Raw genomic sequence first — 15391 nt, forward strand, 5'->3', positions numbered from 1 at the left:
CACGATCTCGCATTAGTATCACCTTATTTGATCAATATGGCGACGTATTAAAACAACCCAACATTGAAATCCATTTAGATTTAATTCCCACACCAGAGATGGAACGATTGACTTACGATGATGACGAAATGGGTTATTTAACTCAAACAATTGTCACAACTAATGATCAAGGTGAGGCCAACACTTTTTACAATTCAGGCCACTTACCCTTGGAATTAATCTTGTCAGCCCAAGCGCCTGAGTATCCCGACATCTTTGATGACACCCTCGACATTATTTTAACCCAAGCGCCACGACCTTATCTAAAACTTACTAAAAGCGTGGTTGTCACGCGAGCCAGTGAAGTTCAGAACGACGATGACGAAGAAACTACCACCTGGGGCGTCTTAGCTGGCGCCGTGGGTTGCTTGATGTCTTTTATGCCATGGTATATGTATGTTTTAGCCGTTATCTTATTCATCGCTTTATTCTGGCAAAAAGATTGGGGAAAGAAGATGAAGCGGTGGTGGAGGCGACAATAAGATTAAATTAAGAATTATTAGTGATTAAAATTTTTAGACAACCTTGATATTAGTTATTAAGGTTGTTTATATTTGGGATAGATTATTAGTTTAATTAAAAGTGCAATATGTGTGTACACATTACCCAAAGCTCTTGACAAAATTTTTTAGCTATGCTAGAGTGTTAGGGTTAAAAATTATTTAAAGTTGATTAATGAACAAAAACATTTTTTACAAAAAAATTCAGTGGTACAAAAAAGAAGCCATTTTAATTGTTTTGGCGGTGTTGATATTGAGTTTAATTTTAACTTTTATTCAACCTTTTGAATATCGCGCTTCAGCTCAAATTTTAGTTATTCGCAAGCAAACCGCAGGCATGGACGCTTATACGGCTGTTAAATCCTCAGAAAAAATTGCCAGTGGTTTAACAACGATTGTTTATTCTAGCTCGTTCATGGGCAGAGTTTTGAGTTCAGGTTACGAAATTGATCCTCAGCAATTTTCTGAGCATGAAGATAAAAGACGTAAAGAGTGGAAAGAGAGTATTGATGCTTATGTGGTGCCAGATACGGGCTTGATTAAATTAAATATTTATAATCAAGATAAAATTCAAGCTTCACAAATTGCTCAAGCGATTATTTATGTTTTAACTACCAGCAGTGATCAATATCATGGTGCAGGCGAAAATGTTGAGATTAAAGTCATTGATACACCGATTTTATCTAAATATCCAGTCCGACCGAATATTTTTATCAATTTTATATTAAGTTTAATTTTGGGTTTTTTATTGGCGACGGTTTATATTTATTTAAAACCCATTGATAATGTCTTGACACAAGATTTAAAAAGGTTTAAAATGACAGAGACGATTGGACAGGTTAATTTTAAACAAGATTATACTGCTAATCGCCAACCGATATTAAAAAATCAAGAATCAGAATTAATTCAGACAAATATAGAAGAACCATACGAAACAGATCATTTTAATTTTGAAGATTAAATATTTTTGTCCTTTTTAAAAATTAACCCAAAAGAAAAAATCAGTTTTTCAAAAACCACAAGGAGGAAAAATGAAAAATTGGCCGTTGATGTGTGTCATTATACTAATAGCTATTTGTGCGCTATTGGTAATGATGCCAAGTTGTTCGAGGGGAACAGGACCGGTAGCAGAAGATCCGACCGATTCGACTCTAGTGACAAGTAGTGAAGGTATTGTCAATATTCACATCTTGCGTAGTGGGGATATGCAGAACGATACGCTTTTCACTTGGCGCGCTGAAACGCTTTACGTGGTTTTACCTCTCGATGCCGAATATGTACCGCAGATCTACGAATCGATCATTGACGACATTATTTGGAGTGACCATAATGCCGTAGAATACAACGTCACTGCTAGTGGAGTTCTGCATGTCACAGTCTATGTTGATATTGGCGACATTCCTTTGGTTATACATGTGGATACGATTTACACTAATTATTCTAACGTCGATTACGACGTGGTCGGTTCTACTGTTTATTTTCATGTCTACGTTGATACGACCGGTGAGGAACCACCGCCCGACGACGAAGTCTATAATATCAGAGTGTATTTCTGTGGAGACTATGCAAGTCAAGTTCCAGAGCCATATTCTGATGGCCCGAGACTTGGTACCACGCTAACATCTAATCACGCTTGGATAGATGGTATAGTAATGTTGCGTGATTTTCAAGACAACGTGTGGTATCGTGATTGCCTATCGATTTCTCCATCCGAAACGGTTTACTTAATTAATTTTAAGTTGTCCGATTATTCCTGGGGATATTGGGCGGTTACCATGACCGAGTTTATTGGTGCTGTTCGGGTAGCTAATTTAGATACGGGTAGTGAGGTAACACTGACTCGACCAATACCAAATGGTATTGGACAAGGAGCAAACGTAGGGGTGATACTTTACGCCAACGGCACCTTAACTGAACCGTAACGCACAAGCGTAACAATAAGGGTCTATCTGGGATTTATCCACAGGTGACCCTTTTTTATTTATATTATATTTGACATAATTTTTAAGACATGATAATCTTGATACAAAGTTCTTTTTATAAAAAAACAAGCAAACCTTTTTAAAACCACACAGAAACGGAGGAAAAATGAAAAGGTATTTTCTGATCTGGCTGGTAATTGTCCTATTGGCAATACCGGCCTTTTCGCAAGTCAAACTTAACCTGGGTGGAGGAGGTGGAATAGCTCCGCTTTTAGTCGGTGACACAACACAAACTTTGCCTTACGGAGGTTGGGTTAGATTGGGCGTAGAATGGCCAAAGATAACAGTGGGCGTACAAAGCGACTTAGATATGAATTATTTTAATGATTCAAACGAAGGCGCCAGGCGTTCATATGCTAACGAAGCGTTAAGTTCGCCGAGTGATGTAGCTATTAGTCGTCTCTTTGTCGGTCCGTATATTAGTAAAAAATTGATTGGACCGCTCTATGGAACGGCGACAGCGGGAGCAACTTTTTGGTGGATGAGCGACTTGGCAATTATGGGCGATCCACTGTATGCCAAATATAACGGGACTTGGACCGATTTAATGGGCACAAACATTAGTGCCGGCTTGGGTCTGGAAGTTAATCAACCGCTATTTTGGTATGTGAGTGGTATAATTGCCACCGAACTTCGATGGCACTTTGGCGGAGATGATTTTACGCAAACTCATCTAGGTTCGGGTGGCCAGTTACGACTTTATGCTGGTTTAGGTGTTGACTTTCCGCTGAGTAAGGGCGAAATTTCGGTTAAGAAATCTTCATCTTCAGCTCAAGTCGAGACAGTCAAGGTAGTAACCACTAAAGAAGTTTCGAGCGTGCCAAAAGACTTAACGCCCGATGGACTAAGATCTTACGCCGAGGCCTTGAATCAGGCCGCCGATTCTGTTGAAAAGGCGATGCAAAACTCAGGTTCGACTCTCAAGGGAACAGTCCTGGGCGATCCATTGATCCTGTCAGGGTTTAAAGTCGGTTCAGCCGAAATTACCGGTAGTATGGAAGATCAATTGGAAGATTTTTTAAAACCGCTTAAGAAGTCTTCCGATGTTCACGTTGTCATTACCGGACATACTGACGAAGTCGGTTCAGTTTGGAAAAACTTAGCTCTTTCGTATGACAGAGCTAAAGCGATCAAAGATTGGTTGGTCAGGAGCGGAATCGATCCTGAACGACTGTCGATTGACGGTCAGGGCGAAAACGATCCTTTAATACCGAATAACCAACCCAAAGAGCGTTGGCGCAATCGCCGAGCAGTCTTGGTTTTTTATATTCCCCTTAAGGAATAGAAAATCATGAGTTAAGGCGGCGGAGTTTTCCGCCGCTTTTTTATTGAATTAAAATTTTATACTTGACAAGGATTTTATTTTATTCTATAATATTAGTAATTAATAAAACATTTTAAATTAAATTTATGCAACCTAAAGATGCGGTTTTAGCTTTAACTTATAAATGTAATTCACGGTGTGTGATGTGTAATATCTGGCAACAGCCAGTTAGTTTAGAATTACAACCGCTGGATTATCAAAAATTACCGACCAGTTTGCAAGATATAAATTTATCAGGTGGCGAACCATTTTTACGTGCCGATTTATTTGAAATTATCCAAAATATTTTAAAAATTAATCCCAAGGTTAGAATTATTATTTCTACCAATGGTTTAGCGCCAGAATTAATTCAACAACAGATTAAAAAAATAATTAAAATTAAACCGGATATTGGCGTGGCGGTTTCATTAGACGGTATTGGTCAAAAACACGAAGAAATTCGTCGTATTCCTCAAGCCTATGAAAAGGTTTTAAGTACTATTCAAGTTTTAAAACAAGCTGGTGTGCAACACATTAAATTGGCTTTTACGGGTGGCGATTACAATATTGATCAATTAATGCCAGTTTATGAATTAAGTTTAAAATTAAATATTGAATTTACTTTGGCGATTGTGCATCAGAGTGATCATTATTTTCAAACTGATATAAAAATTCAAGCTGTTGATAAATTTAAAAAACCGCTTCAAGAATTAATTCAACGTGAATTAAAAATTTTTTCACCGAAGCGTTGGTTGCGGGCTTATTTTACTTATGGTTTATATTATTTATTAAAAAAGCAACAACGTTTATTGCCTAATTATAGTGGTCTAAAGTCATTTTATATGGATCCGCCAGGCAATGTTTATCCATCAGACGTGTCAGATTTTCAAATGGGAAATTTAATACAAGATAATTTAAAACAGATTTTTAATAATAAAAAAGAAACACAGATTTTTAAACAAGTTAACCAAAGCGAAAGGCCCAACTGGATGATTTGTACGGCTCGTTCAGCGATTAAAAAACATCCGTTTAGGGTTATACTTTGGATTTTGAAAGCTAAATTATTTGGTGCTAAATTAAAATAAAATGGGCACAAGAGATAATAAAATTTATTTAGGTGCGACATGGCAAAAGTTAGGTTTAATCTTAATTGTTATTGTTTTAGGTTATATGAGTGTTTTTGTGCCGATTGAATATGTGGCTGGATTTTTAATTTGTGCCTTATTGATTGGTTTATTTATTAAAAAAACCATTTGGGGAATTTATTTAATCGCAGTTTTATATCCATTTATTTATTTACAATTATGGCTTGGTCAAGATATTAACGTCCCATATGTGGATTTAATCGCTATGTTAGTTTTTACGGCTTGGTTTTTGAAAACTATTTATAATTGGATTAAGCATAAACAACAATTAAGTTTAAAAAATTTTCCAGGTTTATTTTATTTTATTCCCTTTGTGGTGGCCGCCAGTTTATCATTAATCAATATTGAAAATGTAAACTTAGGCATTAAATATATTTTACGACCTTTAGTTTTCTTTTATTTAATGTTTGTTATTTTGCCTTACAATACAATTAAAACCAAAAAACAATTAATAACAGTTTTTAAAATTATGTTTGGCGTGGGAATCGTGGTGGCTTTGATGGGATGCTGGTCTTTAATTCGACCAATCACACCGGGTTTGTTTCGCCGCGCTGTGCCTATTCCAATTTTAGGTTATAATATCTTAGGGACGAATCATAATTTGATCGCTGAAGTTTTAATTGCCGTGATCCCATTAGCTTTTATTTTAATTTGGCAAACTTACAAAATTATTCCTCAAAAATGGTTGATTGTGGGTTTAGTTTTTATGATGATGATTAATTTAATGACTTTGTCGCGGACGGGTTGGATTTGTTTAATTTTAGAAATTTTAATTTTAGGTTTGGTTGTTTATCGCCGACAATTAAATAAATTAACACCCTATATTTTATTGATTTTAATTTTAATTATTCCATTTGTTTATTACATGTATGATTTTTTAGATAGTAGTTTTGTGTCTAGTTCAAATTTAAATCGTTTAAGACAAACTCAGATTGCTTTGGAAAGTTTTAAATTGCATCCAATTTTGGGGGCAGGAGTCGGCACCTTTATGGAACAAGTTGCTCAAGATAAGTGGTATATTTTAGATTTTGGTTCACCAATCGAGGCCCATGGAGTTATTCAAAAATTATTGGCTGAAGTCGGTTTTGTGGGTTTAATTAGTTTTTTAATTTTATTAGGTTTTGTAATTGTGCAAGTAATTAAAACATATATTAAATTAGATTATAATTCTGAATGGAAAATGATCATTTTAGCATTGATTTTAAGTGTTATCGGGAGTATTGTTTTTCAATTATTTAATACTTCCTATTATGTATCTAAAATGTGGTGGCCATTGGGCATTGCCTTGACTGCTAGCCATTTAGCTTTAAAAAATCAAAATGAACAAGAAAATTAAAATTATTCATATTTTATCAGAATTAAAGCCAGCTGGCGCCGAGCACCTAGTTTTAGATTTAGTTAAAAATTTAGATCCAGCTCAATTTGAAATTCAGGTTTGGGCTGTAGTTGGTGGCGGAGAATTGGAAATAGAATTTAAAAAATTAAATATCAATGTTCAGGTTTTTAATAAAAAAACCAAATTGGGCTTGGGAGTTTTATGGCAAATGTATCGTAAACTAAAAATTTTTCAACCTAATATTGTGCATACACATTTATTTGCTGGTGATATGTGGGGTAAAGTTGCATCCAGATTGGCAGGAATTAAAAATATTATTTCCACTGAGCACAATATTGATATCGATGAGGGTCAAATTAAGAAGAAAATTAAGCGTTGGACTTATAAATTTACTTCTTGCGTTGTGGCCGTTTCGCAGGCAGTTAAAAATTACACCATTCAAACTTATCAAGTTAAAACGGAAAAAATTCAAGTTATTTACAATGGTATCGATTTAAATAAATTTACTTTTTGCCCTAGAGAAATTAATCAGCGCCAGCCGATAATTGGCACCATAGCCCGTTTAGAGCCACAAAAGGGTCAGGAATTTTTAATCCAAGCCTTTCAACAAGTTTTGAAAAAATATCCTCAAGCTAATTTATGGATAATCGGATATGGGAGTTTGGAGGGTAAACTTAAAAAACAAGTTGCTGATTTAAATTTAGATCCAGCGGTTAAATTTTGGGGTGGACGCATGGATATTATTGAAAAATTAAAACAACTAGATATTTTTGTTTTGGCTTCAGAATGGGAGGGTCTAGGGATTGCCTTAATTGAAGCGATGGCGAGTGGTTTGCCAGTGATTGGGACGCGGGTGGGTGGTATTCCAGAATTAATTCAAGACGGAGAGACGGGTTTATTAGTTAAATCACAATCAGTTGAAGAATTGAGTCAAGCTATAATTAAATTATTAGATCAACCGGAATTGTCGTTTAAGCTTGGTCAACAAGCCAGTCAGGTAGTTAAACAAAATTTTGATATTCAAAAGATGGTTAAAGCATACAAAAAAATTTATGAGAATTTTACAAGTTAACAAATTTTATTATTTAAAAGGTGGTTCGGAAAGATATTTTTTCGACGTGATTGATTTATTAAAAAAATATGAGCACGAAGTGGCGGTTTTTTCAGTTAAAAGTAAAAAAAATCAAGCATCAGATTACGAAAAATATTTTGTCAACGAAATGGATTTTGAGGCACGACAAGGTTTCTTTAAAAAAATTAAATCAGCCGGCCATATTATTTATTCTCTAGAAGCTAAGCGAAAATTTAAAAAATTAGTTCAAGATTTTAAACCGGATATAGTGCATTTGCACAATTTTCATCATCAGATTTCAGTTTCAATTTTAGATGTGTGCCAAAAGTTTAATATTCCGGTGGTGTGGACTTTGCACGATTATAAATTAATTTGTCCGAATTATCAGCTATATAGTCAAAATCAAATTTGTGAAAAATGTAAAATTTGCAATTATAAACAAGCCTTTAAAAATAAGTGTTTAAAAAATTCAACAATGGCTAGTTTGGTTGTGAGTTTAGAAATGTATTTAAATCGTTTTATTCGGCAGATTGAAAATAGGGTAGATTTATTTTTAGCACCAAGTCAGTTTATGCGAGATAAAGTTATTGACTGGGGGATTGATAAAAATAAAGTTGTTAAATTAAATAATTTTATCCAGGCAGAAAATTTTATTGGCAGTTTAAAAAATCAAAATTACATTGTTTATTTCGGGCGTTTAAGTCAAGAAAAGGGGATTGAAACTTTAATCCAAGCTATGGCTAAAATTAAAACTAACATTAAATTAAAAATTGTTGGTGGCGGACCTTTAGAAAATAAATTAAAAGCACAGGTCATTGATTTAAAATTGCAAAACAAGATAGAATTTACTGGTCCTAAATATGGTCAAGATTTATATGATTTAATTGGTCAAGCGCAATTTGTTGTTGTGCCTTCAGAATGGTATGAAAATTTTCCTTATACAATTCTAGAAAGCTTTTGTTTGGGTAAGCCGGTAGTGGGAGCTGAGATTGGCGGTATTCCGGAATTGGTTAAAAATCAGCAAACCGGTTTGCTTTTTGAATCAGGTAATGACCAATCTTTAAGTCAAAAAATTGATTATTTAATCCAAAATCCAGTTCAGATTCAAAAAATGAACGTTCAAGCCAGGGAATTGGTTGAACGAGAATTAAGTCCACAGAAACATTATCAATATTTAATTGAAATTTACAATCGATTAATTAATAAAATAACCCTTGACAAGGATAAAATTTCATGATAGGGTAATTACAGTAGTTCGTTGACATTAGGACAAAAAACAATAACAATTGGGAGAAATAACACAAACCAACAAGGAGGTTGGAAATGAAAACAGTCTATCGGATGATGATGGTCATCATCATGGTGTGTCTTTTTAGCTTGAGCCTTCAGGCTCAGACTAGAGCGTATAACCCGGCAACGATTCACTCTTTGCAGCCGGATCTTTATGATCCATCAATTTTTCCGTGGGGATACGCTTATATCGAACTCGATTCTGGGGATTACGCTTGGTCGCAACTGTGGATACCCGAAAGATTTTTAGGCGCGGCTATTAGCGGTGCGGGCGCTGATCTAACGAGATTGCATTATTTGAGGGACGCTTCGTCTTCTAGCAACAATATGATCGGCACCGGCATTCCGCTATATATTGCAGATTTGAGTATGGACGGAACGAATAGCGGTTCGGGTCCAGCCATGGCTAATTGCGGAGTGTGGTCTTCGAATTCAACTCGTTCACACAGGGTTAACTATTTAAACTGCCAAACCGCAGTTTGGACAGAAGACCATACTTCTATTACGGATTCGTGTGGGTTCTTTGCGATCTGCGACAAGGGTATTGTCGGTAATTCGGTTGATACTTTGATAGTGCAATTTTGCACTTTTAAAGATTGTTCAACCGGTATTCAGGTTTCCGGCAAGCTTTCGTCTGATCATACGCAAGTCGTGATTGCGTCAAATGAATTTACCTGGTCAACGATTGTTGGCAAGGAACACGTTTATCTGATTAATTCGGAGGGATTGATTGTCAATAATTATATTATTGGCAAAGATCTTCGGGGCGTAGGCGTAATGGTCAAAGAATGGTATGAAACGAGAAACTATCCAATAATCATCAAAGACAATTTAATCGCAGAATGTCGCGATGGAGTTTATCTTTATGGATATTTATTTTCTTTTTATACCTCAAAGACTAAAATTGACAATAATCATTTTATTAACAATCAACATGGTTGTTGGTTTAAGTCAGGGTTTGGGGAAGGTATGGCGCCAGCTATGTTAAAAAATAACATTTTTGCTTCAAGCGCCGGAGACTCAACGTCAATTGCCTTTGGTAGTGAAACTAGCTCTCCGCTAATTTTAATTCCAATGGACAGTCTGGGTTATAACCATTACGCAACTGAGTTATTAACTTGGCCAGAAATCGATACAAGCGATTTGGGTCCGGGCAATACTTTCGGTGATCCAATGTTGCATAGCTTTGATTATGTTCCGCCGTATGCTTTGCAGCCAGGATCGTCGTGTATCAACTCTGGTGATCCGTCGCCCGAATTCAATGATACCGATGGTACCCGCAATGACAAAGGTTGCTATGGCGGATCGTATGGGGACTGGGGTTATGGAGCTTCACTTGTTATTCCCGAATCTTCGGTTAAACCGAATGAGTGCTCTATTCAAATTTATCCCAATCCATTCAACGCCGAGGTCAATATCGATTTCAATGGAGCAGGGGAATCTGTTTCCAAAATCGAGATCTGCGACATTTTAGGTCGTCGCATGGCCGGGGTTAATGTTAACTATCCCAATCAACATCTTAATTTGCAATGGGATGGAAAGCACAATGGCCGTGATTGTCCAAGTGGACAGTATTTCGTTCGAGTGATCGGATTGGATGGTCAAATTTTAGCCACCCAACAAATCGTCCTACTTAAGTAAGTCAACGAATTTGAGGGCGCGTCTCCCACGCGCCCTCTCTTCATAAAATTAAATGATGATATTTTTTAAAAAATTAAAAATTAAAATTTTGTTACTGATCGGCATTTTGTTAATGCCGTTTTTTGTGTTTTATCCAGTTAAATTAAGTCAGGCTCAAACTTATCCAGCTTTAGCCAACTATTTTTTAAAATGGCAAGTCACCAATCAAGATGCGTACGAACTCGCCAAATGGGATGTGATTATTTTAGGTGCACAAACTCAATATTTTAATCCTGAAGTTTTTAAAATTATTAGATCAAAAAATCCTCAAGCTAAAATTTTAGCTTATATGCCAGTCCAAGAGTTAAATTTAACTGACCAGGATTTAAGCTCAGAAATTTCTTTGGGCGCTTTTTATCAAGAAGTTAATCAAAATAATTGGTGGCTATATGATCCGCAGGGTCAGCATGTGACTTTTTGGCCTGGGACTTGGATGATTAACGTAACCGCTCAAACTCGTCAAAATTCACAAGGTCAAAAATGGTCTGATTGGTTGGCCGGATATGTTGAACAAGAAATTATGGCCACCGACTATTGGGATGGAGTTTTTTTTGATAATTGTTTTGATGGTGTTCAATGGTTAAATCAAGGCAATTTAGATATAAATAATGACGGACAAAAAGATAATACCAGTTGGTTAAATAATGAATGGCGTCAGGCGATGCAGAATTTATTAAGTCAAACTCGGCAAAAAATTGGCTCAGATAAAATTATAATGATTAATAGTAGCAATTATTATTCACAATATATTAACGGACGTTTGTTAGAGGGTTTTCCTTATGGCTATAATAATACTTGGGAGAATATGCTAAGAGAATATGAATATGCTTTGGAAAATAATCAATATCAGCCAGTTTTAATAGTTAACAACGGTAATACTAACAATGTTGGCGATTTAAATAATTATCAAAGAATGCGTTATAGTTTAGCTAGTACCTTGTTAAGCGATGGTTATTTTAGTTTTGACTATGGTGATCAAAAACACGAGCAAACCTGGTGGTATGACGAATATAATGTTTTTCTTGATCAACCAATTTCTAAGGCATATAATATAAATAACGAAGCAGATACAACTTTACAACCAGCAGTTTGGCGACGAGATTTTAAAAAAGGCGTAGTTTTGGTTAATTCAACCGATCAAAAACAAAAAATTAGTTTAGGTGAAGAGTTGGAAAAAATTCGAGGTACTCAAGATTTACAAATTAACAATGGTTTACGAGTTTATAATACCGAAATTGGCCCACAAGACGGTTTAGTTTTATTACGACCGATTCATGAAATTATCGGTCAAACTTTTACCAATGGATCGTTTGCGCGGGTTTTTAATTTTCAAGGTCAACAAAGTCGTAGTAGTTTTTTCAGTTATCAAAGTGATTTTAAGGGTGGCACACAAGTGATGCTTAAAGATTTAGATGCTGATGGACAAGTTGAAAGATTAGTGGCTGAAAACAATTTAATTAAAATTTTCGATCAAGATTTAAATTTAATCAATCAATTTTATCCTTATGGTCAAAATTACACCGGTCAGGCGAGTTTTACGGCCGGCGATATAAATGGCGATGGTTTGGACGAAATTATTACTGGAACGGCACCTGGCGGTGGTCCGCATGTGCGGATTTTTAATCATCAGGGAGAATTAATTAATCCAGGTTTTTTCGCCTACGCCGAAAATTTTCGTGGGGGAGTAAATGTGGCTACCGGTGATGTGGATGGTGATGGTTTGGAAGAAATTATCACTGGCGTTGGCTATGGCGGTGGTCCGCATATTAGAATTTTTAATCAAAATGGTACTTTAGAATCACATTTTTTCGCCTACGCTGAAAATTTTCGTGGGGGAGTGAATTTAGCTTGTGGCGATATCAATGGTGATGGTTTAGATGAAATTATCACTGGCGCTGGGCCAGGTGGTGGACCACAAATACGAATATTTGATAAACAAGGCAATGTTAAATCACAATTTTTTGCTTATGATGAAAATCAACGTCAAGGAGTGAAAGTTATTGTGGACGATTTAGATGAAGATGGTCAAGCTGAAATCATGGCGATGTCAGATAATGTTTTTACCACGGTTATGTTTAAAGATTAAAATATATTAATTAATATATTAAAATGTTTAAAAATCTACCGAAATTCAATGATAGAAGTTATGTACATTTTATTACAACTAAAACTTTTGAAAATAAATCTATTTTTAAAAATAATAAGTGTTGCGAGATTTTATTAGACGAAATTAATTTTTATCGTCAAAAATTAGGATTTAAAATTTTAGGTTATGTTATTATGCCTGATCATTTTCATTGTTTAATCTGGTGGGACGTAGATGAAAAACCTCAATTAACAATTAGTAATATAATTAAAAGCATAAAATCTCATTCAGCCAAAGAGATTATTAATTATTTACAAACGGGTAGGCGAAAGCCCTCGCTTTCGCCTTATTCAAAGGGAGAAGGCAATGATGCGAGCGAGGGCTCGCATCCACCCGAAAGAATAGAAATTTTATGCAATGATGAGAGTAACATTCTGTATCCCTCAGGGAGAATAGAAATTTTATATAAATATGCCAGCGAGGACTCGTATCCACCCCTAGAGAATGAAAGCTTGTATCTCCTTAAAGATTATAAATGGGAAAATATAGGTCAGGTTCATACAACTCCTAAACATCAAATTTGGCAAAAGGGTTTTTACGACTTTAATATTTTTACTCAGAAAAAATTCGAGGAAAAATTAAATTATATTCATAAAAATCCTCTATCTCTTAAAATTAATAATTTAGATAATTACGTGTGGTCAAGCTATCGACAGATTATGGGTTTAGATCATGACCCAATATTAAAGATTAATTATTTATAAAAATATATGAATCAAAACAATCAATCACCTTTAAAGCCGGAAATAATTGACAAACAAAGTTTAACTAAAAAACTTAAGGCAAAAGGTTCACAAATTGTAATTGGTACTTTAAATATTTTTACGCAATCAGTTGATAGTTCCAAGCCAGAAAAATATTTAAATTATAAAAAGAAAAAAGTTTTTGATTTAAGTATATTGCTAATAGTTTTAGGTTTAGTCGGCACATCTTTCTTTTTCTGGTTTATTTTTAAAGCCAAATCCTTGCCGATTGATTTGCAAATTAGCTTGCAACAGTCAGAAGCTAAAAGTGGTCAAGAAATTACTTATCAAATTAAATATGAAAATAATAGCGATCGAGTTATTAAAGATTTAAATTTATCTCTAAAATTGCCGGAAAACTTTTATTTAACCCAAACACCGCCAAATTTTAATCTAGAAAATAAATCAATTTATATCGGCGATTTGTTACCCGGAGCCAATAATCAGCTTGAAATTAAGGGTCAAATTTGGGGAGAAGTTGGTAAAGAACAAGCCTTGATGGCTATTCTAAGTTGTGGCCCGGGCGAGGAGAAAAAATATACACAATGTTTAGCTAGACACGAAGTGATTTTAAAAGACAGTCTAATGCAAATAGATGTGAGTTTGCCTGATAAAATTTTTAATCAATCAGATTTTGAAATAAATTTAAATTATTATAATCAAACCAAGACTGAAATTGAACAATTAAAATTAAATTTTGATTGGCCAGAGAATTTTACTTTAATTTCGTATGATGACGGCTTGATTCAACGAGCAGGGGAATGGCAGATTAATAACGTCCAAGCTGGTCAGCAAGGCAGTTTTAAATTAATTGGTCGAGTTAGTTATCCACAACAAGATGAAAATCAACAAATAGATTTAAAATGGCAAGGGAAAATTGTTTTGCAAGATCAAGAAATTTTACAACAACAGGATCAAAAAAATTTAGAATTAAATTTTCCCAAACTAAATGTAAAGCTTGAAACTTTAAATAATTTAACTAATCTAAGCTTGGGTCAAGAGGCTGAATTTAAATTAACTTGTTTAAATCAAGAAGATATTAATTTAACTAATCTTAAATTAAAAGTTGATTTACCAACTCGATATTTTAATTTAGCGACAGCTCAGGGTGAAAATTTAAATTTAGAAGACCAGACGATAGTTTTTAATTTAGCTGATTTAAAGATTGGCCAACAAGGTGAATTTAATTTTAAAGTTAAAACTTGGTCAAATGTTGACTTTAAAAGCCAAGAAGAAAATTTATATATTGTTATACAGCCCAAAGCCGAGTATCAACTAGCTGATGAAAATTATGTTATTACAGCTATGGGCGATAAATTAAATTTACCCTTAAATTCAAAATTAACTTTAATAGCTCAAGCGCGTTATTTTACGCCACAAGGTGATCAATTAGGGATCGGGCCATTACCACCTCAAGTTGGTCTAGCAACGCGTTATTGGGTCTTTTTGCACGGTTTAAACACCACCAATCAGGTCAATGATGTGACCATTCAGGGTTTTCTAAGTCAACAAGCTGATTGGACCCAACGCACTAGTGTTTCGCAGGGTCAAGCTTTTACTTATGATCCACAGATTAAACAATTCACTTGGCAAATTGGAGATTTAAAACCCCACACTGGCCAAGTTTATCCAGAGGCGCAGGCAGCTTTTGAAGTTGAGATTATACCGCAGATAACAGATGTGGGACAAACTTTGAGTTTAATTGATAATTTAACCATGAGTGGAGTAGATAATTTTACCGGAAAGAGATTAAGTTTAAGCTTGGGTAAAATAGATACACAATTAGAAAATGATGAATTGGTGACTGGTTTAGGTCAAGTTCAGCCTTAAAATTAGTTAGAATATATGGTCAGATAATTTAGTAGATTTCTTTTCAATGATACTTGTTTTTATATTAGAGAAGGCGACACGTCGACGTGTCGCCTTCGCTGTTGAATGGGGTAAAATTTTTCGAAGGCGACATTCCGGAATGTCGCCTTCGAATTCGGTTTAACAACAAAAAGTGCAATATGTGTGTACACATTACCTTCCTGAATTCTATTCCAAAGTGAAACATTTTTAATTTCACTTTTGATTTCACTTCTTTTGATAAAATATTTCATAAGGTGTTTTAAAATTTAATCTTTTACGTGGTCGATGATTTAACAACCTAATC

General features: G+C 34.8%; 12 protein-coding genes. All 12 read left to right on the top strand.

The annotated features are described in order from the left end of the window. Nucleotides 1-521: hypothetical protein (locus tag PHS07_03995; protein ID MDD4607456.1), on the top strand; the 521-nt coding region annotated here is incomplete at its 5' end. Between the two features lie 193 nt (nucleotides 522-714). Continuing rightward, a complete protein-coding gene (locus PHS07_04000; GenBank protein ID MDD4607457.1) occupies nucleotides 715-1500 on the top strand; it encodes a hypothetical protein in 786 nt (261 codons plus the stop codon). Between the two features lie 454 nt (nucleotides 1501-1954). After that, nucleotides 1955-2461, top strand: coding sequence for a hypothetical protein (locus tag PHS07_04005; GenBank protein ID MDD4607458.1), 507 nt, complete (start codon nucleotides 1955-1957; stop codon nucleotides 2459-2461). A gap of 166 nt (nucleotides 2462-2627) precedes the next feature. Beyond that, nucleotides 2628-3806, top strand: coding sequence for an OmpA family protein (locus PHS07_04010; GenBank protein MDD4607459.1), 1179 nt, complete (start codon nucleotides 2628-2630; stop codon nucleotides 3804-3806). A gap of 125 nt (nucleotides 3807-3931) precedes the next feature. Next, complete coding sequence (locus tag PHS07_04015) at nucleotides 3932-4909, top strand: radical SAM protein (protein ID MDD4607460.1); 978 nt, start codon at nucleotides 3932-3934, stop codon at nucleotides 4907-4909. 1 nt (nucleotide 4910) lies between these two features. Continuing rightward, complete coding sequence (locus PHS07_04020) at nucleotides 4911-6305, top strand: O-antigen ligase family protein (GenBank protein MDD4607461.1); 1395 nt, start codon at nucleotides 4911-4913, stop codon at nucleotides 6303-6305. Continuing rightward, entirely contained in the window at nucleotides 6289-7377 is a 1089-nt protein-coding gene (locus tag PHS07_04025) for a glycosyltransferase (GenBank protein MDD4607462.1), read from the top strand. Before PHS07_04020 ends, PHS07_04025 begins: the two co-directional genes overlap by 17 nt. Beyond that, nucleotides 7358-8614, top strand: a complete 1257-nt coding sequence (locus PHS07_04030; protein MDD4607463.1) for a glycosyltransferase family 4 protein — start codon at nucleotides 7358-7360, stop codon at nucleotides 8612-8614. Before PHS07_04025 ends, PHS07_04030 begins: the two co-directional genes overlap by 20 nt. Before the next feature lie 86 nt (nucleotides 8615-8700). Beyond that, a complete protein-coding gene (locus tag PHS07_04035; protein ID MDD4607464.1) occupies nucleotides 8701-10308 on the top strand; it encodes a T9SS type A sorting domain-containing protein in 1608 nt (535 codons plus the stop codon). A gap of 55 nt (nucleotides 10309-10363) precedes the next feature. After that, nucleotides 10364-12433, top strand: a complete 2070-nt coding sequence (locus PHS07_04040; protein ID MDD4607465.1) for a putative glycoside hydrolase — start codon at nucleotides 10364-10366, stop codon at nucleotides 12431-12433. A 23-nt stretch (nucleotides 12434-12456) separates the two neighbouring features. Further along, nucleotides 12457-13197 carry a transposase gene (locus PHS07_04045; GenBank protein ID MDD4607466.1) on the top strand — a complete coding sequence of 247 codons (741 nt, stop codon included), beginning with the start codon at nucleotides 12457-12459 and terminating at the stop codon, nucleotides 13195-13197. 6 nt (nucleotides 13198-13203) lie between these two features. Then, nucleotides 13204-15066: a hypothetical protein gene (locus PHS07_04050; GenBank protein ID MDD4607467.1), complete on the top strand. Its 1863-nt coding sequence runs from the start codon at nucleotides 13204-13206 to the stop codon at nucleotides 15064-15066. The last annotated feature ends 325 nt before the right edge of the window (nucleotides 15067-15391 follow it).

Source organism: Patescibacteria group bacterium (assembly GCA_028707495.1).
Lineage (GTDB): Bacteria > Patescibacteriota > Patescibacteriia > UBA2591 > JAQWAS01 > JAQWAS01.